At 72.0% G+C, this 24043-nt stretch carries 15 protein-coding genes and 1 pseudogene; 6 read left to right on the forward strand and 10 right to left on the reverse strand.

Annotated elements, in window-relative coordinates; translation table 11 throughout:
- The first annotated feature begins 18 nt into the window (after positions 1-18).
- On the forward strand, positions 19-4635 hold the full coding sequence (locus RKD23_RS31665) for a hypothetical protein (RefSeq protein WP_424856792.1): 4617 nt from the start codon (positions 19-21) through the stop codon (positions 4633-4635).
- A 15-nt stretch (positions 4636-4650) separates the two neighbouring features.
- Here the strand turns inward: RKD23_RS31665 and RKD23_RS31670 are convergent, their stop codons facing one another.
- From RKD23_RS31670 to RKD23_RS31710, 9 genes and pseudogenes are all read right to left on the reverse strand, one after another.
- On the reverse strand, positions 4651-6201 hold the full coding sequence (locus RKD23_RS31670; RefSeq protein ID WP_424856793.1) for a GMC family oxidoreductase: 1551 nt from the start codon (positions 6199-6201) through the stop codon (positions 4651-4653).
- A gap of 16 nt (positions 6202-6217) precedes the next feature.
- Positions 6218-7783, reverse strand: a complete 1566-nt coding sequence (locus RKD23_RS31675; RefSeq protein ID WP_424856794.1) for an APC family permease — start codon at positions 7781-7783, stop codon at positions 6218-6220.
- 145 nt (positions 7784-7928) lie between these two features.
- Positions 7929-9398, reverse strand: coding sequence for an aldehyde dehydrogenase family protein (locus tag RKD23_RS31680; protein ID WP_424856795.1), 1470 nt, complete (start codon positions 9396-9398; stop codon positions 7929-7931).
- Entirely contained in the window at positions 9391-10521 is a 1131-nt protein-coding gene (locus tag RKD23_RS31685) for an aromatic ring-hydroxylating oxygenase subunit alpha (protein ID WP_424856796.1), read from the reverse strand. The genes RKD23_RS31680 and RKD23_RS31685 overlap by 8 nt, the downstream gene beginning before the upstream one ends.
- 10 nt (positions 10522-10531) lie before the next feature.
- A complete protein-coding gene (gene solA / locus RKD23_RS31690) occupies positions 10532-11686 on the reverse strand; it encodes an N-methyl-L-tryptophan oxidase (RefSeq protein WP_424856797.1) in 1155 nt (384 codons plus the stop codon).
- 10 nt (positions 11687-11696) lie between these two features.
- Positions 11697-14138, reverse strand: coding sequence for a GcvT family protein (locus RKD23_RS31695; protein ID WP_424856798.1), 2442 nt, complete (start codon positions 14136-14138; stop codon positions 11697-11699).
- Between the two features lie 63 nt (positions 14139-14201).
- Positions 14202-14805 (reverse strand): annotated as a pseudogene (locus tag RKD23_RS31700) (MBL fold metallo-hydrolase).
- Positions 14806-14921: 116 nt separating this feature from the next.
- A complete protein-coding gene (locus RKD23_RS31705; RefSeq protein ID WP_424856799.1) occupies positions 14922-16007 on the reverse strand; it encodes an S-(hydroxymethyl)mycothiol dehydrogenase in 1086 nt (361 codons plus the stop codon).
- A 393-nt stretch (positions 16008-16400) separates the two neighbouring features.
- A complete protein-coding gene (locus RKD23_RS31710) occupies positions 16401-17231 on the reverse strand; it encodes an IclR family transcriptional regulator (RefSeq protein ID WP_424856800.1) in 831 nt (276 codons plus the stop codon).
- Positions 17232-17536: 305 nt separating this feature from the next.
- Between RKD23_RS31710 and RKD23_RS31715 the strand changes: the two genes are divergently transcribed.
- Positions 17537-17857, forward strand: coding sequence for a bifunctional 3-phenylpropionate/cinnamic acid dioxygenase ferredoxin subunit (locus RKD23_RS31715; RefSeq protein ID WP_404043311.1), 321 nt, complete (start codon positions 17537-17539; stop codon positions 17855-17857).
- Positions 17858-18005: 148 nt separating this feature from the next.
- Complete coding sequence (locus tag RKD23_RS31720) at positions 18006-19190, forward strand: NAD(P)/FAD-dependent oxidoreductase (RefSeq protein ID WP_424856801.1); 1185 nt, start codon at positions 18006-18008, stop codon at positions 19188-19190.
- A 112-nt stretch (positions 19191-19302) separates the two neighbouring features.
- Here the strand turns inward: RKD23_RS31720 and RKD23_RS31725 are convergent, their stop codons facing one another.
- Positions 19303-19908: a hypothetical protein gene (locus tag RKD23_RS31725; protein ID WP_424856802.1), complete on the reverse strand. Its 606-nt coding sequence runs from the start codon at positions 19906-19908 to the stop codon at positions 19303-19305.
- A 417-nt stretch (positions 19909-20325) separates the two neighbouring features.
- Here RKD23_RS31725 and RKD23_RS31730 point away from each other — a divergent pair, with 417 nt between their 5' ends.
- The 3 genes from RKD23_RS31730 to RKD23_RS31740 are packed head-to-tail and all read left to right on the forward strand — an operon-like array spanning position 20326 to position 24023.
- The gene (locus RKD23_RS31730; RefSeq protein ID WP_424856803.1) at positions 20326-23184 is read left to right on the forward strand and encodes a nitrate- and nitrite sensing domain-containing protein; all 2859 of its coding nucleotides are present in this window, start codon (positions 20326-20328) and stop codon (positions 23182-23184) included.
- Positions 23181-23618, forward strand: coding sequence for a roadblock/LC7 domain-containing protein (locus RKD23_RS31735; RefSeq protein ID WP_404043319.1), 438 nt, complete (start codon positions 23181-23183; stop codon positions 23616-23618). Before RKD23_RS31730 ends, RKD23_RS31735 begins: the two co-directional genes overlap by 4 nt.
- Before the next feature lie 9 nt (positions 23619-23627).
- Positions 23628-24023 carry a DUF742 domain-containing protein gene (locus RKD23_RS31740; protein WP_424856804.1) on the forward strand — a complete coding sequence of 132 codons (396 nt, stop codon included), beginning with the start codon at positions 23628-23630 and terminating at the stop codon, positions 24021-24023.
- The last annotated feature ends 20 nt before the right edge of the window (positions 24024-24043 follow it).

A 24043-nucleotide genomic window follows, 5' to 3' on the forward strand; every position in this document is an offset into this window, starting at 1 on the left:
GACTGACGAGAGTCCGCCATGTACGAGCTGTCCCGGGTCCGCCTCTACTCCATCGGACCCGCCGGTGCGCGCTATGCCGACACCGTGCTTGACCTGCGGGGCGTGGGCGACGTCGTGCCCGACCCCGCGCCCACACAGGCGGAGTTCTTCGAGGAGGAGCCCGTCGGCCCGCCGCGCCGCCCGGCTCCGGCCGGTGTGCTCTTCCTGGAGAACGGCGGCGGCAAGTCCGTTCTGCTCAAGCTGATCTTCTCGGTGATGCTGCCCGGCCACCGCAACACCCTCGGCGGCGCCAGCTCCGGCGTGCTGCGCAAGTTCCTGCTCGCCGACGACTGCGGACACGTGGCCCTGGAGTGGCAGCACGTGCTGACCGGCGAGTGCGTCGTCGTCGGCAAGGTCAGCGAATGGCGCGGCCGCCAGGTCTCCAACGACCCGCGCAAGTTCGCCGAGGCCTGGTACTCCTTCCGGCCCGGCCCCGGACTCACCCTGGACAACCTCCCCGTCGCCGAGTCCACCGCCGTACGCGCGCCCGTGGAGGGCGTCTCCGGCGCGCAGGGCCGCCGCCGCACCATGAAGGGCTTCCGCGACGCCATCACCGAGGCGGGGAAGGCGTATCCGCACCTGGAGGTGCACTGGGAGGAGATCCACGACCGCTGGATCGAGCACCTCGGGGACCTCGGCCTCGACCCCGAACTCTTCCGCTACCAGCGGGAGATGAACGCCGACGAGGGCGAGGCCGCCGGCCTGTTCGCGGTGAAGAAGGACTCCGACTTCACCGACCTGCTGCTGCGCGCGGTCACCGACACCCGCGACACCGACGGACTCGCCGACCTCGTCAGCGGCTTCGGCAACAAGCTGGGCCGGCGAGCCGAGCTGATCGCCGAACGGGACTTCACCGCCGGGTCGGTCGACCTGCTCGGCCGGATCGTCGAGGCCGCCGACACCCGGGCACGCGCGCGTGAGGTGCACTCCGGCGCCGAGCGGCGCACCCGCACCCTCGCCCGACGGCTGTCCGCGCGGGGCGTGCAGGAACGGCGCAGGGCCGCCGACCTCGCCCAGCGGGTCACGGCCGCCGCCTACGCCGTCACCCACTCCGAGTCCGCGCGCGGGCGCAGCGCCCTGATCGCGTCCGAACTCGCCTACCGGCACGCCTCGCTGGCCCTCGCCGCCGCCGAGAAGTCCGCCGCCGCGCAGAAGCGCGAACTGGCCGACGCACGCACGCTGCACGCCGCCTGGCAGGCCGCCGAGGCCGTGCTGCGCCACCGCGCGGCAGCCGACCGTGTCGCGCGCGTGGCCGCCGCCATCCAGGAGGCCGAGCGGGACGCCGCTCCCGCGCTCGCCGCCCGCACCAAGGCCGCCGTGGATCTCGTACGGGCCCTGCACGCGGCCGCCGGCAGCGCCGAGGCCCTCGCCAACGAGGAGGAGGAGCGCTCCGCCGCCCTGCAGGAGGCGGGCGACGCGGCCCACCGGGACGCCACCGCCGCCGCGACCGAGGCGCAGCGCGCCCGCAGTGAGGCGGGGCATCTGCGCCAGCGCCTCACCGAGGTCGAGCAGGAGACCGCCGAGGCCGTCCGCGCGGGCTGGCTCGACGACAGCGCGCCCGACGCCGACCCGGCCCGCGCCGCGCTGGCCGCCAGCGACGCCGAGAAGACCGCCGTCGCCGCCTGGGACACCGCCCGCGAGGCCTCTCGCCGGGCCGCCGAGCACGCCCGCGAGACCGCCTCCGCCGAGTCCCGCGCGGAACTGACCGCCGCCCGCGCGGCCGACGCCGCCGTCGCCGCGGAACGCGCGTACGACGGTGAACGCCGCACCGCGCAGGCCCTCGCGGCCGAGGAGCGGCTCGCGGAGCTGCTGGGCCTCGCCGGGCACGACGTACGCGCGGGGGTTCCGCGGCCGCGCCGGGAGGAGGACGCTTCCCCGGCCGAGACCCCTCTGAGCGCCGAGGAGCTGGACCGCTTCGCCGACGAGCTGCGCGAGCTCCTCGACGACGCCGTCTCCTCCGCCGAACGCCAGCTGTTCGAGCTGCGCACCGCGGCCGCCGACGACTCCCGCATCCTCGGCGCGCTCGGCGACGGCGGACTGCTGCCGCCCGGCCCCGACGTGCTGGCCACCGTCGAGTACCTCGGCGAGCACGGCATCCCCGCCCTGCCCGGCTGGCGCTACCTCGCCCAGGCCGTCGACCCGGCCGACCACGCGCGTGTGCTCGCCGCCCGGCCCGCACTCGTCGACGGCGTGATCATCACCGACCCCGCCTCGCACGCACGCGCGCGTGAAGCGCTCAGCGACGCCGCCCTGCTGCCCCGCTCCGCCGTCGCGGTCGGCACGGCGGCGGCCCTGCTCGCACCGACTCCGGCGCCGGTGGCGGACGACGGCGACGTGTTCCTCGTACCGCCGAACCCGGCCATGCACGACGAGCACGCCGCCGACGAGGAGCGGCAGGCACTGCGCGCGCGGGCCACCGAGCGAGACGAGGAGATCCGCGCGCTCGCCGCTCGGCTCGGCAAGGACCGGGAGCTGGCCGCGCGGCTCGCCTCCTGGCGCACCGGCTGCCCGGCCGGACGGCTGCTGGAGCTGGCGGAGGCCGCCCGGGAAGCGCGTACGTTCGCCGAGGAGACCGAGGCCGAGCTGGCCGAGGCGCGCATCGCCCGCGCAGAGGCGGAGGAGACCGCCGCCGAGGCCGCCCAGGTCCGTGACGAACGGCAGGAGGTCGCGCAGAAGGCGCGGCGCGCCGCCGACGCCCTCGCCGGGCTCGCCTTCCGGCTGCGCGAACGCGCCGGCTGGCAGGTCCGCCTGCGCGAACTCGCCGACGAGGCGACCGAGTCCGAGGCCCGCGCCCAAGCCTGCCTGGAGCGCGCCCGCGCCGCCGACGAGGACCGCCGCGCCGCCCAGCGCGCCGCCGACGACGCCCGCCGCACCGCGCGGGCGCTGCGTGCCGAGCGCGCCGAGATCGCGGGCGCCCCCGACGACGTACCGGACGCCGACGCGGACGCCGGTGGGCCCAAGGCGTCCCTGCCCGCGCTGCGCGAGGCCTACCGGGCCGCCTCCCAGGTCTACGAGAAGGTCGGCGTCGGCGCCGATCTGCGGGCCGAGCAGGCCCGCGCGGAGAGCGACGAGAGCGCGGCGCGCGCCGAGCTGGACCGGCTCAGCAACAAGGTCCGCACCCGCGCCGAGCAGCTCCTGCAGTCGCCCGACGGCTCGGACGGCCCCTCCCGGCAGGCTGCCGCCGCCCGCGCGGAGGAGCTGGTGCAGCTCCTGGAGACCCGGATGTCCACCGCCAGCGAGCAGCTCGGCCGGCTGCGCGGCGAGGCCGAGCGGCACGCTCCCGAGGAGGGTGAGACGCACACCGAGCTGCCCGAGGAGACGCAGCCGCGCGACGCCGACCACGCCCAGGCCCTGCTGCGCACCGCGACCGCCGAACTCGCCTCGCGCACCGAGGCGTTGAACCAGGCCCGCGAAGCACACGCCGAGCTGCTCGATGCGCACCGCGCCGCCGAGGACGCCGCCGGCGGCTTCGACGAGATCGCAGCCCTGCTGCGTGACCTGCTGCGCGAACACGTCACCGAGGAGGAGCAGGAAGAGGCCGAGCCGTACCCGGGCAGCCTGGAGGAGGCCCGGCAGTCCGGCGCCGAGGCCCGCCGCTCGCTGCGCGGCTGCGCCGCCGACCTGTCGGCCGCCGAGGCCGCCGTGCGCGAGGCGAGCGACGTGCTCGTCCGGCATGCCAACTCCACCCGCTACGAGCAGGTCCGCACCCCCGCGCGGCAGCAGATCCGCGAGCTGCCCGCCTCTGCGCTGCCCGAGCACGCCGCGAAGTGGGCCGACGCCTTCGCGCCCCGGCTGCGTGTCCTCACCGACGAACTGGCCCAGCTCGAACGCAACCGCGACTCGATCGTCGACCGGCTGCGCGGACTGGTCGAGTCGGCCCTCGCCACCCTGCGCTCCGCCCAGCGGCTGTCCCGGCTGCCCGAGGGGCTCGGCGAGTGGTCCGGGCAGGAGTTCCTGCGCATCCGTTTCGAGGAACCCGACCAGGCGACCCTCACCGAGCGTCTCGGCGAGGTCGTCGACGAGGCGACCCGCGCGGCCGTGAAGAAGAACTCCGACCTGCGCCGCGACGGCATGTCCCTGCTGCTGCGCGGAGTCGCCGCCGCCCTCCAGCCGAAGGGCGTCGCCGTCGAGATCCTCAAGCCGGACGCCGTGCTGCGCGCCGAGCGCGTGCCCGTCGGCCAGATGGGCGACGTCTTCTCCGGCGGCCAGCTCCTCACCGCCGCCATCGCGCTGTACTGCACGATGGCCGCGCTCCGGTCGAACGACCGGGGCCGCGACAAGCACCGCCACGCGGGCACGCTGTTCCTGGACAACCCCATCGGCCGCGCCAACGCGACGTACCTGCTGGAGCTGCAGCGTGCGGTGTCCGACGCCCTCGGTGTCCAGCTCCTGTACACCACGGGCCTGTTCGACACGACCGCGCTCGCCGAGTTCCCGCTGGTCATCCGGCTGCGCAACGACGCGGACCTCAGGGCGGGCCTGAAGTACATCAGCGTCGAGGAACACCTCCGCCCGGGACTGCCGCAACAGCCCCAGGCGGGAGAAACGGTGCACAGCGAGATCACAGCGACACGGATGTTCAAACGACCGGCCTGATGATCGATCCCGGGCCTATCGGTCGGCCTTGATCAGATCCGCGCACTTCTCACCGATCATCATGGTGGTGATGCATGGATTGACGGTGACCAGGTCCGGCATCACCGAACCGTCCGCGACCCGCAGCCCCTCGACCCCCTTGACCCGCAGCCGCGCGTCGAGCGGGGCCGAGGGGTCGTCGTCCGCGCCCATCTTCACCGTGCAGGACGGGTGGTAGACGGTGTTGTGCGTCTTGTGGATGTAGTCGAGCAGTTCGTCGTCCGTACGGACATCGGGCCCGGGGGCGAGCTCGGCACCCGCCCAACCGCTCAAAGCGGACTGCCCGGCGATCGTTCGCGCAAGACGCAGCCCGTACGTCATCACCCGTACGTCGTGCTCATGCGTGAAGTACCGCGGATCGACCATGGGCTTGTCGCGGTAGTCCCGGGTGCGCAACCGCACCGTTCCGCGTGACTTCGCGCGCGTGACGTTCGGAGTGAGGCAGAAAGCATTCTCCGAGGTCGGATAGCCATGTCGGGCCGTGTTCATGTCGAACGGCACCGAGCCGTAGTGGAACATCAGGTCCGGCCGGTCCAGGCCGGGCTCGGCGTCGTAGAAGATGCCCGCCTCCCACCACTGGCTGGAGGTGGTGGTCATGGGCTGCCGGGCCTCCCACATGATGACGCCCTCGGGGTGGTCCTGGAGGTTCTCGCCCACGCCGGGCGAGTCCACGACGACCTCGACGCCGACCTCGCGCAGATGCCCCGCGGGCCCGATGCCGGACAGCATCAGCAGCTTCGGGGAGTCGATCGCCCCGCAGGAGAGGACGACCTCGCGGCGGGCTCGTACGGTACGGGTGTGGATCAGGTCGGGGTCCAGGTACTCGGCGCCCACACACCGGCGCTCCTCGAGCACGAGCCGCTTGGCGCGGACCCCGGTGCGCACCTCCAGGTTGGGCCGCCTGCCCATCACCGGGTGCAGATACGCCACCGACGACGACTGGCGGATGTTGTTCTCGTCGGAGTTGATCTGGAACCAGTTGGCGCCCCGCACCACGGTCTTGCCCGTGTTGAAGGGCACCGTCGGTATGCCGGCCTGCGCGCACGCCTCCAGCAGGGCCGTGCCGCACGGGTCGCCGCCCTTGAGCGTGCGCAGCTTCACCGGGCCGGTGCGGCCGTGGTGGTCGCCGGGGGCGTCGTTGTTCTCCAGCCGCTGGTAGAGCGGGAACACGTCGGCCGCGCTCCAGCCCGTACAGCCCTGTGCGGCCCAGTCGTCGAGGTCCTCGGCCGGTGCCCAGAAGGCGATGCAGGAGTTGTGGGAGGAACAGCCGCCGAGCACCTTGGCCCGGGCGTGACGCAGGAAGCTGTTTCCGCTGGTCTGCGGCTCCACCGGGTAGTCCCAGTCGTAGCCGGACTCCAGCAGGCCCATCCAGCGTTCCAGCTTGAGCACGTCGTCGTCGCCGACGTCGCTGGGGCCGGCCTCCAGGACGCACACCGTGACGGAAGGGTCCTCGGAGAGCCGGGCCGCCACCACGTTGCCCGCGGTGCCGCCGCCGACCACGACATAGTCGAACTCATCGGTACGCATACGCTGTTGACCTCCGTCAGTCGGCCGCGGGGGCGGTGAGGGTCGGCTCGGGAGAAGCGGGCTCCAGGCGGTGTTCGGCGAGGACACAGGTGCGGTGGCGCTGGACGAACCAGTAGTAGGCGAAGCCGCCGCCCGCGATGACCGCGACGAACAGGACGGCGCCCCACTGCAGGTACCAGTGGAAGGGCGCGGCCGCGTTGTAGACCGCCGCGCGCGGCCAGATCAGGTTGACCGTCATGCCGAGGCCCCACAGGACGGCGACGATGTTGACCGGCAGGCCCCAGCGGCCCAGCGAGAACTTCCCGTCACCCGCGGGCTGCCACTTGCCGCGCAGCCGGGCCACCAGCATGGGCGCGGTCACGCCCAGATAGGCCAGGTAGATCATGATGATGCCGATGCTGGTCACGACGGTGAAGATCTGCGGCTGACGGATGTTGACCACCAGGATCGCCAGTGCCAGCACACCGATGATCACGGCCGGCAGTACGGGCGTCTTGAACCGCGGGCTGACCCGGGCCAGCAACGAGGACGCGGGCAGGTTGTTGTCGCGGGCCATGGCGAACGCCAGCCGGATCGCCGCCGTGTGGACCGCGAGCGCACACACGGTCACCGCGATCAGCACGCACCACAGCATCGCCTTGCCGGCCGTCGACCCCAGGACGTCGAGCACGACGTACTGCAGTCCGTCCGTGGACAGCTTCTCGCCGTTCAGACTGGACACGCTCATCAATGCGAGCAACAGCACGAGGCCGCCCAGCAGGAACGACGCGACGATCGCCCGGATGATCGCACGGGGCGCGTTGCGGGACGGGTCCAGCGACTCCTCACCGAGCGAGGCGGCCGTGTCGAAGCCGTACATGACGTACGCCGACGCCAGCGAGGCCACCAGGAAGGCACCGAGGTAGCCGGTCGGGTATCCCGCCCCGGTGCCGGCGGTGTCGGTGACCACCTGCGGGCCGCGCGTGATGTGCGCCGCGAACAGGACGATCAATACGACCGTGGCGATCAACTCGATGAAGACTCCGGCCGTGTTGATCGTGGCCATCAACTTGACGCCGAACGCATTGACCAGAGTCGTGAAGAGAATCAACACGGACGCCAGGACCACCGCGTTGGTCGCCACGTCGTACTTCCCCGTGCCGTCCCCGACGAACTGGAACACGTCGGAGATCTGCGGCAGCGTCAACTGGTAGGCCAGCGCCACGGCAGAGATGGACACGATGGACGCGATCAACATCATCCACCCGGCGAGCCAGCCGAGATGCGGATTGCCGATCTTCTTCGACCAGTTGTACACCGATCCCGCGACCGGGTAGCGGGCCGCCAGCTCCGCGAAGCACAGGGCGACCATGAACTGTCCGACGAACACCAGCGGCCACGACCACCAGTAGGCGGGGCCGCCGCTGCCGTAGCCGAAGTAGAACAGCTGGAAGGTGCCGGTGAGGATGGAGATGTAGCTGATCCCGGCGGCGAAGGTGTGGAAGTTGCCGAGGGTGCGCTTGAGTTCGGGTTTGTAGCCGAACTCGGCGAGCTCGGCGTCGTCGGGGCGGCGGGAATCTGAGGGTGGTGCTGTCTGTGCCATGAGCGGACTCCTCGTGGGCCTGGGGGAGGGGAGGGAGTGGCTCGTGCGGGGCCGGGGACCGGGACCGGCGGACCGAGCCCAGGCCACGGGCCCGGACTCGCGTAGGTCGGTCGCACCAGCCCCGCGGGGCCCGGGGCCGGGTCGGTCAGTCGAACCAGCCCTGCGGGCCAGGGTTCGTGTTGCGCCAGATGTGCTTCGTCTCGCGGTACTCGGCGAGCCCGGCGGGCCCGAGCTCGCGGCCGAAGCCGGACTGCTTGTAGCCGCCCCACTCGGCCTGGGGGACGTACGGGTGGTAGTCGTTGATCCAGACCGTGCCGAGGCGCAGCCGGGACGCGACCCGGGCGGCACGGGCCTCGTCGGTCGTCCAGACGGCGCCCGCAAGGCCGTAGATGGTGTCGTTGGCCAGCCCGACCGCGTCGTCCTCGCTCGTGAAGCGCTCGACGGTCAGGACCGGCCCGAAGGACTCGTCCTGGACGACCGACATGTCCGCGGTGCACTCGTCCAGCACGGTCGGCCGGTAGTAGAAGCCCGCGTCGAGGCCAGGGCCGGTCGCGCGTTCCCCGCCGCAGCGCAGTACGGCGCCCTCGGTGAGGCCCTCGGCCACATACGCCTCGACCTTCGCGAGGTGGGTCGCGGAGATCAGCGGGCCGGTCTGCGCGTGCTCGTCGAAGGGCCCGCCCAGGCGGATGGACTCCGCCCGGCGGACGACCTCGTCGACGAACCGGTCGTGCAGCGTGTCCTGGACCAGCAGCCGTGCGCCCGCCGAGCAGACCTGGCCGGAGTGCAGGAACACCGCGGTGAGAGCCATGTCCACGGCCGCCTCGAAGTCGGCGTCCGCGAAGACGATGTTGGGGTTCTTGCCGCCGAGTTCGAGTGCGACCTTCTTCACCGTGCCGGCCGCGACCGCCATAAGCCGGCGTCCGGTGCCGAGTCCGCCGGTGAAGGAGAGCAGGTCGATGTCGGGGTGGTCGGCGAGCGGGGCGCCCGCCTCGGGCCCGGCGCCGAGGACCAGGTTGCCGGCGCCGGGAGGCAGCCCGGCCTCCTCCAGCAGGCGCATGAGGTGGACGGCCGTATGAGGGGTCAGCTCGCTGGGCTTCAGCACGAAGGTGTTGCCCGCGGCGAGTGCGGGGGCGACCTTCCAGGCGGTCTGGAGGAGTGGATAGTTCCAGGGGGTGATCAATGCACAGACGCCGACCGGTTCATAGGTGACGCGACTGTCAATGTGATCCATGCCGGTGTCCACCACTCGACCGGCCGCCTCAACAGCGATCAACCTGCCGAAGTAGCGGAAACAGTTGACCACATCGTCGATGTCGTACGCGCTCTCCATCAGCCGCTTGCCCGTGTCCAGCGACTCAGCGCGGGCCAGCGCCTTCTTGTCGCGCACCAGCAGGTCGGCGACCCGCAGCAGCAGGTCCCCGCGGTCCGCGGCGGACGTACGCGGCCAGGGCCCCTCGTCGAAGGCGCGCCGCGCGGCCGCGATCGCCTCCACGGTGTCCTTGCCGCCCGCCTCGTCCACCACCGCGACCAGGGAGCCGTCCGCGGGGCAGCGGATCTCACGCGTGCGCCCGTCCAGGGCGGCGCGCCAGCGGCCGTCGACGAACAGCTCAGGCATGGCCGCCTCCCAGGTTCTCCAGCAGCCACTCGTGGAAGATCCCGATGTGGTGCTCGTTGGGCACCAGCACCCCGCCCCCGCGGTAGGCGCGGGAGTTCATCGCCGGCTGGGTGCGCTCGCACGCCTCGAAGTCCTGCACGTTGACCCGGTGGAACAGTTCCACCGACTTCGAGACGTCCGCCCCGGACTCGACCACCTCCGGCGCGTACAGCCAGTCGCACTCGACGACCGTGCGGTCCTCGGCGAGCGGGAACATGCGGTGCAGGATGACGTGGTCCGGCACCAGGTTGACGAAGACGGTCGGCTTGACCGTGATGGCGTAGTAGCGGCGGTCCTGGTCGGCGGTGACGGCCGGCAGTCTGGCGAAGCCCTCGCTGCCGTCGACCGTGAAGCCCTTGATCTCCTCGCCGAACTCGGCGCCGTGGCCGACGTAGTACTGAGCCGCGTAGCCGTCCGCGAACTCCGGCAGCACGTCGGTGAGTTCGGGGTGGATCGTGGCGCAGTGGTAGCACTCCATGAAGTTCTCGACGATCAGCTTCCAGTTCGCCTTCACGTCGTAGGTGATGCGTCTGCCGAGGGCGAGGTTCTCGGTGCCGTAGTGCTCGATCGCGGCCGCGTCGCCGAGCCGTTCGACGGCCGCGTGCATCACGGTGTCCTCGAAGGAGGGCGGCTCGTCGGCGAGGCACACCCAGGCGTAGCCGAGCCACTCGCGCAATGACACATTGATCAACCCGTACTCGACCCGATCAATGTCGGGCATCTTGATCAAGTTGGGCGCGGCGATCAACTTGCCGTCCAGGTCGTACGTCCATGCGTGGTACGGGCACTGGAGGGAGCGGCGGACCTCGCCGGACTCCTCTGTGCACAGACGTGCCCCGCGATGCCGGCAAATGTTGAGAAAGGCACGCAGCCCGCCCGTGCGGGTGCGGGTGATCAGGACGCTCTCACGGCCCACCTGGACCGTCCGGAAGGCACCGGGCTTGTCGAGGTCGGCGCTGCGTACCGCGCAGAACCACATCGACTCGAAGAGCCGCTCCTGTTCCCGGCGGAAGATCTCCGGGTCCGTGTAGTAGTGGCCGGGAAGGGTGGCGATCAGGCTGGGGGAGACGGGTGTCGTCGTCACGGCATGCTCCTCAGGCGGGCGCGGCGGCGAGGCGGGCGGGGTCGAACAGGCCGATCGGGTGCGCGGTGCTGCCGTCGAGGGCCAGGTCGGCGAGGATCTCCCCGACGACCGGCACGAACTTGAAGCCGTGCCCGGAGAAACCGCAGGCCACGGTCACCGAGCCGGGGTGCGCCGGATGGCGCGCGATGACGAAGTGCTCGTCGGGGGTGTTGGAGTACATGCAGGTCGCGGCCTTGAGGAAGGAGCCCGGCAGGTCCGGGATGCAGCCGGACATGTGGTCCGCCATGGCCTGGATCTCGTCCTCGTGGACCGTCCGGTCGATGGTCTCCGGAGTGGTGGCCTTCCCCTTGCGGAAGAAGGCGACCTTGGCGCCCAGGTCGGGCCCGTCGATGGCGGGGAAGCCGTACACCTGGACGCCGGCCGCGTCCTCCCAGATGTAGACCGGGTGCCGCTCGGGGACGAACGGCTCGGTGCCGCCGGAGGGCTGGAACCAGTACATGACCTGCCGCTCGATGCTGAACGGCACCCCCAGGTCGGTCAGCAGCCGCGGCGCCCACGCGCCCGGGCAGATCACCAACTGCCCGGCGGTGTAGGTGTTCTCGGCGGTGTGCACCCGCACTCCGTCCCGGTACGGCTCCCACCGGGTCATGGGCTCCTCGAAGTGCAGTTCGGCTCCCTGCCGGCCGGCCAGCTGGAGGTGGGCGGCGACGGTGTTCTCGGGCCGCAGGAAGCCCGCCTTGCGCTCGTAGAGGGCGACTTCGTCGTCCTTCGGACTCAGGGTCGGGAAGCGCCGTCGGATCTCCTTGGCGTCGAGCAGCTCGTGCGGCAGGGCCCACTCCCGTGCCGAGCGCAGTGAGCCCGACACCGTGCGCGAGTCGGGCGGTCCGACCATCACTCCGCCGCACAGGGTCGCGATGTCGCGCCCGGTGGCCCGCTCCAGGTCGTCGTACAGCTCGTAGGCGCGCAGCAGTAGCGGGACGTACGCCGGGTCCTCGAAGTAGGACTGCCGGGTGATCCGCGAACCGCCGTGGCTGGAGCCGCGGTTGTGGACCGGGCCGAACTTCTCCAGGCCGAGGACGCGCGCGCCGCGCGCGGACAGATGGTGCGCGGCGGCGCTGCCCATTCCGCCGAGGCCGATGACGATCACGTCGTAACTGGGGGACATGGCCAGCCTCCTAGCGGCGGATCCGGGTCATCTTCGGGTCGAAGAGGGGTTCCTCGGCCACGGTCGCGGGGACCTTCTCGCCGAAGTACTCGATGTGCACGCCCGTCCCCGTGGCCAGCCCGGCCGGCAGCCAGGCGTACGCGACACAGCGGCCGAGGGTGTAGCCGTACGACGCGCTGGTGACGTATCCGGCCGGGGCGCCGTCGACGTAGACGGGTTCCTTGCTGAGCACCACCGCGGCGGGGTCGTCGAGCAGGAGCGGGGTGAGTCTGCGGGTGATGTCCGGGGAGAGGGCGCCGCGACCGGTGAACTCCTTGTCCAGGCGCACCGCGAAGCCGAGGCCCGCCTCGTACGGGCTGTGCTCGTCGGTCATGTCGGTGCCCCAGGCGCGGTACCCCTTCTCCAGGCGCAGGGAGTTGAACGCCGAGCGGCCCGCCGCGATCACCCCGAGTTCCTGGCCCGCCTCCCACAGCGTGTCCCACAGGCGCAGGCCCAGGTCGGCGCTGGTGTACAGCTCCCAGCCCAGCTCACCGACGTACGACAGGCGCATGGCGGTGACCGGGACATGCCCGAGATGGGCCTGCTTGGCGCGGAAGTAGCCGAAGCCCTCGTGGGAGAAGTCCTCGCGGGTGAGCGGCTGGACGAGAGCGCGGGCGGCGGGGCCCCAGACGCCGATGCAGCAGGTGCCGGAGGTGATGTCCCTGATCTGTACGTCGTCGGGGGCGTGCCGGGTGAGCCAGTCGAGGTCGGCGGGGGAGTTGGCTCCCACCTGGAAGCGGTCGGGCGCGAGGCGTGCGACGGTCAGGTCGGAGCGGATGCCGCCGGAGTCGTCGAGGAGCAGGGTGTAGGTGACGGCGCCGGGCTTCTTGCGGAGGTTGTTGGTGGTCATACGGTCGAGGAAGTCCAGGGCTCCGGGGCCGGTGACCTCCAGACGGCGCAGCGGCGTCATGTCGTACAGGGCGACCTTCTCGCGGGTGGCCCTGGCCTCGGCGGCCGCGATCGGGGACCAGTGGCGCGCCGACCAGGCGTCCCGCTCGGGGAGGGGGCCGAGCGCGTCGACGAGCGAGGCGTTGGCCTCGTACCAGTGCGGGCGCTCCCAGCCGCCGCCCTCCAGGAAGTACGCGCCGAGCTGCTGCTGACGGGCGTAGAAGGGGCTGACCCGCAGCGGGCGCGGCTGCTCCATCGGCTGGAGCGGGTGGATGACGTCGTACACCTCGACGAACTGCTGTGAACCGCGTTCACGGACGTACGACGGTGAACGCTGCGCTTCCTCGAAACGCGTGTGATCGCACTCGTGCAGGTCGAGCGACGGCCGGCCGTTCACCATCCACTCGGCGACGGCCTTCGCCACGCCGGCGGAGTGGGTGACCCAGACCGCCTCGGCCAGCCAGAAGCCCCGCAGTTCCCGGGCCTCGCCGAGCACCGGCATGCCGTCGGGGGTGAAGGAGAAGACGCCGTTGAAGCCCTCCTCGATCTCGCTCGCGCGCAGAGCGGGCATCAGAGCGCGGCAGTCCTCCCAGCTCGGCGCCCAGTCCTCCTCGGTGAAGGGATACGAGGACGGCATGTCCATGTCCCGGGCGCGGGCCTCGTCGTACGGCAGCACCGCGAACGGGTCTACGGGCAGCGGCCGGTGCGCGTAGGAGCCGATGCCGATGCGGTCGGCGTGCTCGCGGAAGTAGAGGTCGCGGTCCTGGAAGCGCAGGATCGGGCGCGTGGCCTCCGCGCTGGCGCCGCTCAGTTCCGGGAGCGGGCGCGTCCTCGCGTACTGGTGCGCGAGCGGTTGCAGCGGGACGTCCACTCCGGCCATCCGGCCGATGACGGGACCCCAGAAACCGGCCGCGGAGACGACGTGGTCGGCGGGGAAGGTGCCCCGGTCGGTGACCACGCCGGTCACGCGGCCGTCCTGCCGTTCGATGCCGGTGACGGTGTGGCGGTCGAGGAACCGCGCACCACGTGTGATCGCCCGCTCCATCTGGGCGCGGGCCGCGAGCAGGGCGCGGGCCAGGCCGTCGTCGGGGGTGTGGAAGCCGCCGAGGACGATCGACTCGTCGATCAGCGGCCACAGTTCCTTGCAGCGGGCGGGGCCGACGATCTCGCCCCGGATGCCCCAGGAGGCCGCGTAACCGGCCCTGCGGTGCAGCTCCGCGAGGCGCTCGGGCGTGGTGGCGAGCTCCAGTCCGCCGACCGGGTCGAAGCAGGGGACGCCGTCGACCTGGAGCGAGCTGAACTTCTCGACCGTGTACTTGGCGAACTCGGCGAGGGTCTTGGAGGGGCTCGTCCGGAAGACCAGGCCCGGTGCGTGCGAGGTGGAGCCGCCTGGAGCGGGCAGGGGGCCCTGTTCGAGGACGGTGACGTCCGTCCAGCCGCGTGCGGTGAGTTCGTCGGCGAGGGAGCAGCCGACGATGCCGGCGCCGATGACGACCACGCGGGGGTTTTCACGGGTGTGGGACATGCCCCTCCTTGCCGGGGGTGGGGATGATCGCGCTCGGGACGTGCTCAGGGGTTGTTCAGGCGCTCAGGGGTTGGGCAGGTGGGACCGCTCCGCGGCGATCGTGGTGTCCTGGCCGTGCCCGGTGTGGACGACCGTGTCGCCGGGCAGGGTGAGCAGCCGGTCGCGGATCGACGCCTCGATGGTCGGGCGGTCGGAGTAGGAGCGGCCGGTGGCGCCGTGGCCGCCGTGGAAGAGGGTGTCGCCTGTGAATACGGCTTTCAGGGGCGGGGGCGTACAGACAGCAGCTGCCCCAGGTGTGGCCGGGCGTGTGGACGACATGGAGTGCGGTGCCCGCGACGGTGAGCACGCGGCCGTCGGTCAGCTCGCCGTCGGGTTTGCGGGCCGGGTGCGTCAGCGACCACAGCTCCGTGTCGTCGGGGTGCAGCAGGACGGGCGCGCCGGTGAGGACGGACAGCTCGTGCGCCGCGCCTATGTGGTCGTCGTGGGCGTGGGTGCAGACGATGGCGGTGACCCGGCGTCCGGCGACGGCCTCGGCGATCGTACGGGCGTCGTGGGCGGCGTCGACGACCAGCACGGCTTGGTCGTCGCCGATGAGCCACACGTTGTTCTCCACGTCGAAGGTGTCGCCGTCGAGGGTGAAGGTGCCTTTGGTGACGAGGTGTTCGATGCGGGCGGGGCCTTTTGCGGGGGCTGCCGCGGGGGTGGGATCTGCTGCCGGGGCTCCGGCGGGGGTACGGGTGAGGTCGGCCGCGGGGGCTCGGCCGTGATCGGCCGCGGGGTCGGTCACAGGACCACCACCGAGCGCAGCACCTCTCCGCGGTGCATCTTGGCGAACGCCTCCTCCACCTGGTCGAGGGCGATCGTCTCGGTCACGAACGCGTTGAGGTCCAGCAGCCCGTACAGGTACTGGTCGATGAGGAAGGGGAAGTCGCGGCTCGGCAGACAGTCGCCGTACCAGGACGACTTGATGGCGCCGCCGCGCGAGAACACGTCGATCAGCGGCAGTTCCACCTTCATCTCCGGCGAGGGCACGCCGACCTGGACCAGCAGGCCCGCGTGGTCGCGCATGTAGAAGGCCTGCTTGAAGGTCTCCGGGCGGCCGACCGCGTCGATCGCGATGTCCACGCCGTGGCCGTCGGTGAGCGCGCGCACGGCCTCGACGGGGTCGGTGCCGCGGGAGTTGACAGTGTGAGTGGCCCCGAACTTCTCGGCCTGGTCCAGCTTCTTGTCGTCGATGTCGACGGCGATGACCTTCATGGCGCCGTTGAGACAGGCACCCGCGATGGCCGCGTTGCCGACACCGCCGCAGCCGATCACGGCGACCGAGTCGCCGCGGCCGACCTGGCCGGTGTTCACGGCGGCGCCGTAGCCGGCCATCACCCCGCAGCCGATCAGGCCCGCGGCCTCGGGGCGGGCGGCCGGGTCGATCTTCACCGCCTGGCCCGCGGCCACCAGCGTCTTCTCGGCGAAGGCGCCGATGCCGAGAGCGTTGGACAGCGGTGTGCCGTCCAGCAGCGTCATGGGCTGGGTGGCGTTGCGGGAGTCGAAGCAGTACCAGGGGCGACCGCGCCGACACGAACGACAACTGCCGCACGGCGCACGCCAGGCGAGCACCACGTAGTCCCCCGGCGCGAGGTCGGTGACGCCCTCGCCGACCGCCTCGATCGTGCCGGCGGCCTCATGGCCCAGCAGGAACGGGAAGTCGTCGTTGATCGCGCCCTCCCGGTAGTGCAGGTCCGTGTGGCAGACCCCGCAGGCCTGCACGGTGACGAGGACCTCTCCGGGCCCCGGATCGGGGACGACGATCGTCTGCACCTCGACGGGTGCGCCCTTCTTCACAGCGACTACGGCACGGACCTCGTGTGGCACGGCACGCTCCTCGGTTGTTGCGCACTGCACTATGGGTTGCGCGATGGGGAACATACTGAGAACGCCGTCAGGGAGCCGTCAAGAGGCGCGCGTTAACCCTTGGCAAAAGCAGCGCCCCGAACGAAACCCGCCGGACACACAGCGGCGCGGGACCGGGGCGATCCGGTCCCGCGCCGCTGGTGAGGAGGGTGCGGTTGTCGTGTTCGGTGGTGGCCTGGGTGCTGAGAGGCGGCGGTGGCGGGGGTGTCCCCTCGTGGTGAGGGGCGGCGCCAGGTGGCGAGGGTGCGCTCTCGGCGGTGAGGGTGGCGGCGCCAGGTGGCGAGGGTGCGCTCTCGGTGGTGCCGGGCGGCGCCAGGAGGCGAGGCTGGGACCTCGGTTGCGGCGGGCGGGGTGTCAGAAGCCGTAGCCCATACGGCGGGACAGCTCGGACCCCGCCGCCACGGTCCGTTTCGCCAGCTCGGGCAGGCGGTCCGCGTTCAGCCGGTACACCGGCCCCGAGACGCTGATGGCCGCGATGACCTTGCCGTCATGGGCCCGTACGGGAGCCGCGACGGCCGCCAGCCCCAGCTCCAGTTCCTCGATGGTCACCCCGTAGCCCTGCTCGATCACGGCCTCCAGTTCGCCCCGCAGCATCGACGCGCCGGTGATCGTACGCTCGGTGAACCGCGGCAACGGCCTGGCCAGCAGGCCCTCGCGCAGGGTCGGCGGCATGTGGGCCAGCAGCACCTTTCCGCTGGAGGTCGCGTGCAACGGGGTGCGTCTGCCGAGCCAGTTCTGGGCCGTGACCGACGCGGTGCCGCGGGCCTGCATGATGTTGACGGCCGCGTCGTCGTCCAGGACGGCGATGTTGACCGTCTCGCCGAGCTCGTCGGCGAGTTCCCGGCACACCGGGACACCCTCCTGAGAGATGTCCAGGCGCACGGCGGCCGCGCCCGCGAGCCGCAGCACGGCGGCCCCCAGGTAGTACTTGCCGCGGTCCTTGGCCTGGGCCACCAGACCGCGGTTCTCCAGGACGCCGAGCAGCCGGAACGCCGTCGACTTGTGCACGTCCAGCTCGTCGGCGATCTCGGTGACGCCGGCCTCGCCGTGCCGGGCGAGGATCTCCAGGACGCTCACCGCCCGGTCCACGGACTGTACGGCGCTCGCCGCGCCTCTGCCGCTCTGCCGCGGCGAGCTTTCGCCGTGCTCCTCACGGACGTCAGACTGCTTCTGCGTGCGGGCCATAGCTCAACTCTCACCACCTGACGGCCCTGTTTGGGCCGCATCTGCGGGAAACCCTTGACGCGACGGTCGCCCCGCCCGGATTCTGTTGCGCATAGCGCGCGCTCATGCGCCATACGAAACATCATGTTACCCAAGAGTCCGGCCGCCGTAAGGGTTCGGACACCAATGTGGCCCGCATGTGATGACGCCGCGCGCCACCCGCGTCGCCCGCACCGCCTTCCCCACGGACCGACCACGGTCCGTACTTCCTCAACCGCCTGGACCACAGGTCCCGGACACAGTGTCCCGGACCGAGAGGGGGGCCCGTGATTCCCGTCTGCCGCCTCGAAGACCTCCCCGAGGGCGAGTCCGTCCGCATCGAGACCTCTCCGCCCATCGCCGTCTTCCACGCCGACGGCGAGCTCTACGCCATCGACGACACCTGCACCCACCAGGACGCCTCGCTCTCCGAGGGCTGGCTGGAGGGCTGCCTGGTCGAATGCCCGCTGCACGCCGCCTCGTTCGATCTGCGCACCGGCGAACCGACCTGCCTCCCGGCCCGCCGCCCCGTGCGCACCCACCGCGTCACCGTCGACGACGGCGTCATCCACGTCCACCTCACCGCCCAGGAGGGCACCGCCGCATGATCGCCGTGCCCTGCGCGACTTCGCTCCGCGCCCCCGCGCCCGTCGCGCCCTCGCTTTGCTGGCCCTGGCCTTCTCCACCCACGCCTTGCGCGTCGGCGCCGACCTCCGCGCCCGCGCCCCGCCCCGCTGCCGAGAGGAGCCACGGCGCATGAGAACCGTGACCATCGTCGGAGCCTCCCTCTCCGGCCTCTACGCCGCCCGGGAACTACGCGCCCAGGGCTTCGACGGACGCCTGGTGATCGTCGGCGACGAACCCCACCTCCCTTACGATCGCCCGCCCCTGTCCAAGGACTTCCTCACCGGCCTCGCCGACGAGGCCCAGCTCGGCCTCACCGACGCCGAGGAGACGGCCGGCCTCGACGCCGACTGGTTCCTCGGCACCCGCGCCCGAGGGCTCGACGCGCGCGGCCGCACGGTCCTGCTCGACGACGGCCGCACCGTCTCGACCGACGGCGTCGTCATCGCCACCGGCGCCTCGGCCCGCCGGCTGCCGGGCGACGGCCTGGCCGGCGTCCACACCCTGCGCACCCTCGACGACGCCCGCGCCCTGCGCGAGGAGCTCACCCACGGCCCCCGCAGGGTCGTGGTGATCGGCGGCGGCTTCATCGGCGCCGAGACGGCCTCCTCCTGCGCCTCGCTCGGCCACACCGTCACCGTTGTCGAGTCCGCATCCCTCCCTCTCGTGCCCCAGCTCGGCGCCGAGCTGGCCGCCGTCTGCGCCGCACTCCATCGCCGCCGGGGCGTCGACCTGCTCACCGGCACCGGGGTGGCTCGTCTGCACGGCACCGTCTCCGTCACCGGAGTCGAACTCGCCGACGGCCGCCTCCTCGATGCCGACGTCGTGATCGTCGGCATCGGGGCCACGCCCAACACCGGCTGGCTGGCGGGATCGACGCTGGCCCTGCGCGACGGCGTCCTGTGCGACGACGGCTGTGTGACCACGCTGCCCCAGGTGGTCGCCGTCGGTGACGTCGCCCGCGTCGGCGGATCCCGCGCCGAACACTGGACCTCGGCCACCGAGCAGCCCCGGGTCGCGGTGGCGAACCTTCTCGCCGGTCACACCGCCGAGACCCTGCTATCCCTGCCGTACTTCTGGTCCGACCAGTACGGCGCCCGCATCCAGTTCGCCGGGCGACGACACCCGGACGACACCGTGCGCATCGCCGAAGGCGGCCTCACCGACGGCGCCCCCGGCAGCGACGGCCTCCTTGCGCTCTACGAACGGAACGGCCGCACCACCGCAGTGCTCTCTGTGGACCGGCCACGGCCGTTCATGCGGGCTCGACGGGAACTTGCGCGGGAGCTGGGTCGGGCAGTGACGGCCGCGTCTTGAGTGCGGGGCGCGGGGTGGGCAGGTCCGCCCCTCGCCCTCGTTCCCCTCGTACACGACTCTCTCGTCGCCACCCAGCAGGGCGGGAGACTGTTACTCCCTGGCGAGCCGCCGCTCAGGAGTGGGACAGCCACCCGGCCCCGCCGGGCCGACGTATCCGCTCCTGGGCGCGCGCGGTGGCCCGGGCCTGCCGGCGGACCCGCCGCCGCTCCCTGCGCAGCGCGCGGGCGGTGCTGCTGGGCGTGGACACCACGCCATGGCGCTGGTTCCAGACCTGGCGGGTGACCCACACGTCGAGTACGCCCCAGGTGGCGGCCACCGTGCTGGCCACGCTGGTCAGGACCATGGGGAACGCCAGCCAGGACCCGGCCAGCGTGCACAGGAACGCGACCATGGCCTGTATCAGTGTCACGGCGGTGATCAGTGCCGCCCGCACCGCCGCCGTGCGCACAGGGTCGGGCAGCCTGCGCCGCTTGGCGGGCTCCTCCACCCACAAGGGCCGGTAATAGGGGCGCTGGGCGCCCGCCTCGGAGTCGGTGGTCCGCGCCGGGCCTTCGCCGGCCGAAGTGCCTCGGGCCGCGGCCGGGGCTGGGTCGGGTCCGTGCGTGACCTGGCGTGTGTCCGAGGGAATGTCGAGATCCTGTGCCCCGGCGCCGCCCTGAACCGCCACCCGCGCCTCCGCGCCGTGTGCGGGTGCTCCGCTCCGCTCCGCCGTGCCCATCACCGTGTCACTCCCCACCGCCAGCAGACCCTGCGTCCCGGTCCGAAGACCGACACCTCATTGACTGCCCGGCTTGCGCCCATTTACGCCGCCAGGGTGCGGGATGCGGCTCCTGTGGCCGATTCCGCCCCCATCTCCCGTAGAGAAAGACGAACGGCGTGCCTCGAAGATTCCCAAGCACCGAAAATTTCCGGCCAATTGGCTTCTCGTATCAGCCATGCGGGCCCCTGCCGACGTGCAGGCTACCGGGGTTGCAATCTCCCGCAATGGGCGGACAACGCGCCATCTCACCCTGCCAGTGCGGAAGTTCGGCTTCCGGATGGCCCTTCGAGTTCCCTGTGCGTCGGTAGTAGGCTCGCGCCGTTTGTTGACGCACATGTGTGCCCCCTGCCGGTGGGGGCCGAGCTGGGGGAGGCCATGCGCTTTCGCGGGAAATCCATCCGCCGGAAGATCGTGGCGCTGCTTCTCGTGCCGTTGTTTTCCCTGACCGCGATCTGGGCGTTCGCCACCGTCCTCACAGGACGCGAGGCCGCCCGACTCTTCAGCGGGTCGTCCGTCGTCGAGGAGATCGGCTACCCCGCCGAGGACACCGTGCGCGTCCTGCAGGAGGAACGCCGCCAGAGCCTCGCCTACCTCGCCGATCCCAGGGCCGCCGACGCGCTCGCCGCGCTGCGCCGCAGCCGAGTCGCCACCGACCGGGCCGTCGCCGAGATCAGGAAGAACGCCCGAGACCCCGATCTGCTCGACGCCGTCGGCCCGGCCACGGACGAGCGCCTCACCACCGTCCTGGACGCCTTCGACGGCATCGCACCCCTGCGCCAGAGCGTCGAGGACGGCACTGTCGACCGAGCCCACGCCCTCGAGCTCTACAACCACCTGGTCGACCCCTGCTACGAACTGCTCGCCGACCTCCAGGTCCTCGACAGCGCGGACATGGACAAGCAGTACCGCGCCCTGGTCAACCTCGGCCGGGCCCGCGAACTCCTCTCCCGTGAGGACGCGCTCCTCGGCTCCGCCCTCATCGTCGGCGACGTCACCCGCGACGAGGCCAGGAACATCTCCGACCTCGTCGCCCAGCGCACCCTGCTCTACGACCTCAACCTCCCCCTCCTGCCCACCTCCGAGCGGGACCGCTACACCCGGTTCTGGAAGAACGCCGCCACCGCTCCGCTGCGCGTGGCCGAGGACGCCGCTGTCAAGGCACGGAACGGGCAGCCGCGCGGCGTCACCATGACCGGCTGGGACACCGCCGCCGGCAATGTGCTCGACGAGCTCGCCTCCCTCAACGACCAGGCCGGAAACCGCTACCAGGACCGCATCAGCCCCATCGCCACGGGTGTCATCGTCAAGGTGGCCATCGCCGGCGTCCTCGGCCTGGCCGCCCTGCTCGTCTCCCTCGTGGTGTCCGTGCGCATCGGCCGTGCCCTCATCCGCGACCTGCGGCAACTGCGCATGGAGGCCCATGAGGCGTCCGGCGTCCGCCTGCCCAGCGTGATGCGCCGCCTGTCGGCCGGTGAACAGGTCGACGTGGAGACCGAGGTCCCCCGCTTGGAGTACGACCGCAACGAGATCGGCGAGGTCGGCCAGGCCCTCAACACCCTGCAGCGCGCCGCCGTCGAAGCCGCCGTCAAGCAGGCGGAGCTGCGGGCCGGCGTCTCCGAGGTCTTCGTCAACCTCGCCCGTCGCAGCCAGGTCCTGCTGCACAAGCAGCTCACCCTCCTCGACACCATGGAACGCAGGACCGAGGACACCGAGGAACTCGCCGACCTCTTCCGCCTCGACCACCTCACCACCCGCATGCGCCGGCACGCCGAGGGTTTGGTGATCCTCTCCGGCGCCGCCCCCTCCCGGCAGTGGCGCAAGCCCATCCAGCTGATGGACATCGTCCGCGCCGCTGTCGCCGAGGTCGAGGACTACGAACGCATCGAAGTGCGCCGCCTGCCCCGCGTCGCCGTCACCGGCCCCGCGGTCGCCGACCTCACCCACCTGGTGGCGGAGCTCCTGGAGAACGCAACGGTGTTCTCGCCGCCCCACACCGCCGTGCAGGTGGTCGGCGAGCGCGTCGCCAACGGCTTCACCCTGGAGATCCACGACCGTGGCCTCGGCATGGCGGCCGAGGCGCTGCTGGACGCCAACCTGCGGCTCGCGGAGACCCCTGAGTTCGAGCTGTCGGACACGGACCGGCTCGGCCTGTTCGTCGTCAGCCGGCTCGCTCAGCGCCAGAACGTGCGGGTCGCGCTGCAGCCGTCGCCCTACGGCGGCACCACAGCTGTCGTGTTCATTCCCGACGCCCTGCTGACCGACGACGTCCCCGACACCAACGGCATCGGCTTCCGCCTGGACCGCCCCCGTGTGGCCAAGGAACCCGACCCGGCGGTGAGCCGCAGGGCAGCCCTCTCCCAGGTGCCCGTGCAGGTCCCCGGCCTGCCCGCGACCCTCCTCGACGGGCCCGTCGAACTCGAGGCGCCCGTCGATCTGGACGCCGTCGAGGACTTCCCGGGCGCCCTCGGCGACGAGGACACCGAACGCGGCGGACTCTTCCGCCCGCGCCGCTCGCTCACGCGCGCGGACGTCGACACGGGCGGAGGCTCCCTCACCCCGTATCCGGGCCCTCACGACGGCCCCGGCCGCATGGACCCCGACGAGGACGCCGACGCGCCTGTGCCGCTGCCCCGCCGCCGCACCCCGAAGCTGGTCAGCTCCCACGGCCGTCCGGTGACCGAGCAGCGATCCCGCCGACCGCAGCCGGACGACGAGCGCCTCACCGCCGCGGACCCTTCGGCGCCGGACGCATCGCGCCGCATCACCTCTGGCCGCTCCGAGCCAGGCGGGGAACGTCCCACCGGCGCCCTCGGCCCGCTGCCGAGCGCGGAACGCCCCGCCGCCCCCGGCCGTCCGGCCCCGGACGCTCTCGCCCCGCTGCCCACGCGCCGGCGGGACACAGCCACCCCCCGTCGGGGCACCGGACCCAGCCGTCCCACCGAGGAGCCCTGGAGCCCGAGCACCGACAGCGGCACCGGCGACGACGCCGCGGCCGGCATCTCGGCCCTGCCCCGGCGCGTCCGCCAGGCCAATCTGGCTCCCCAGCTCAAGCAGGACCCGGAGCGTCGCACCGAGGAGCGGGCGGACCCCGCCGACCGGGACGCCGACGAAGTACGCAGCCGTATGGCCTCGCTCCAGCGCGGCTGGCAGCGCGGCCGCGAGGAGAACGCCGCGGGCAACGACGCCCACAGCGGCACAGCACCGCAAGGAACGACTAAGGGGGACGGTCGATGACCGCACCGAAGGCGACCGACCACGCGCCGACCAGCAAGTCCGGTGAGCTCAACTGGCTCCTCGACGACCTCGTCGACCGCGTCGCGAGCATCCGCAAGGCCGTCGTGCTGTCCGGCGACGGCCTGCCGACCGGCGTTTCCAAGGACCTCAGCCGTGAGGACAGCGAGCACCTGGCGGCCGTCGCCTCCGGCTTCCACAGCCTCGCCAAGGGCGTGGGCCGCCACTTCGAGGCGGGCAGCGTCCGGCAGACCGTCGTGGAACTCGACGACGCCTTCCTGTTCGTCACCGCCGCCGGTGACGGCAGCTGCCTCGCCGTCCTGGCGGACGCCGACTCCGACGTCGGGCAGGTCGCCTACGAGATGACCCTGCTCGTCAAGCGGGTCGGCGTGCATCTGGGCACCGCTCCGCGCACCGATCTGCCCGCAGGCGGGTAGTGGGATGACATGAGCGCAGACGGTCAGGCAACAAGCCACTGGTTCGACGACGAGGCAGGACCGGTCGTCCGTCCGTACGCCATGACGCGCGGCCGGACAAGACACGCGGCCCAGCACCGCCTCGACCTGATCGCGGTCGTCGTCACCGAACCTCACGCGGGCGACCCGGAAAAGGACCCGACGCTGTCCCCGGAGCACTCGGACATCGTCGCCCTGTGCCGCAAGGCTCCGCAGTCGGTCGCGGAACTCGCCGCCGAGCTGGACCTGCCCATCGGAGTGGTACGGGTCCTTGTCGGCGATCTCGTCGACAGGGACCTCGTCCATGTGACGCGCCCCGTCCCCCCGGCCGAACTGCCGGACGAGAGTATTCTGCGCGACGTGATCAACGGCCTCCGGGCGCTGTGAGCAGTGCGGAAGCGAGGTGA

It is taken from the genome of Streptomyces sp. SAI-170 (assembly GCF_049739565.1).
In the GTDB taxonomy this organism is placed as follows: Bacteria; Actinomycetota; Actinomycetes; order Streptomycetales; family Streptomycetaceae; genus Streptomyces.

Bases quoted from the DNA above. Each gene is read 5' to 3' on its own strand.
- RKD23_RS31675 (WP_424856794.1), bottom strand. From the start codon at position 7,783: ATGGCACAGACAGCACCACCCTCAGATTCCCGCCGCCCCGACGACGCC.
- solA (WP_424856797.1), bottom strand. From the start codon at position 11,686: ATGTCCCCCAGTTACGACGTGATCGTCATCGGCCTCGGCGGAATGGGC.
- RKD23_RS31725 (WP_424856802.1), bottom strand. From the start codon at position 19,908: ATGGGCACGGCGGAGCGGAGCGGAGCACCCGCACACGGCGCGGAGGCG.
- RKD23_RS31740 (WP_424856804.1), top strand. From the start codon at position 23,628: ATGAGCGCAGACGGTCAGGCAACAAGCCACTGGTTCGACGACGAGGCA.
- RKD23_RS31710 (WP_424856800.1), bottom strand. From the start codon at position 17,231: ATGGCCCGCACGCAGAAGCAGTCTGACGTCCGTGAGGAGCACGGCGAA.
- RKD23_RS31670 (WP_424856793.1), bottom strand. From the start codon at position 6,201: ATGCGTACCGATGAGTTCGACTATGTCGTGGTCGGCGGCGGCACCGCG.
- RKD23_RS31720 (WP_424856801.1), top strand. From the start codon at position 18,006: ATGAGAACCGTGACCATCGTCGGAGCCTCCCTCTCCGGCCTCTACGCC.
- RKD23_RS31695 (WP_424856798.1), bottom strand. From the start codon at position 14,138: ATGTCCCACACCCGTGAAAACCCCCGCGTGGTCGTCATCGGCGCCGGC.
- RKD23_RS31730 (WP_424856803.1), top strand. From the start codon at position 20,326: ATGCGCTTTCGCGGGAAATCCATCCGCCGGAAGATCGTGGCGCTGCTT.
- RKD23_RS31680 (WP_424856795.1), bottom strand. From the start codon at position 9,398: ATGCCTGAGCTGTTCGTCGACGGCCGCTGGCGCGCCGCCCTGGACGGG.
- RKD23_RS31735 (WP_404043319.1), top strand. From the start codon at position 23,181: ATGACCGCACCGAAGGCGACCGACCACGCGCCGACCAGCAAGTCCGGT.
- RKD23_RS31665 (WP_424856792.1), top strand. From the start codon at position 19: ATGTACGAGCTGTCCCGGGTCCGCCTCTACTCCATCGGACCCGCCGGT.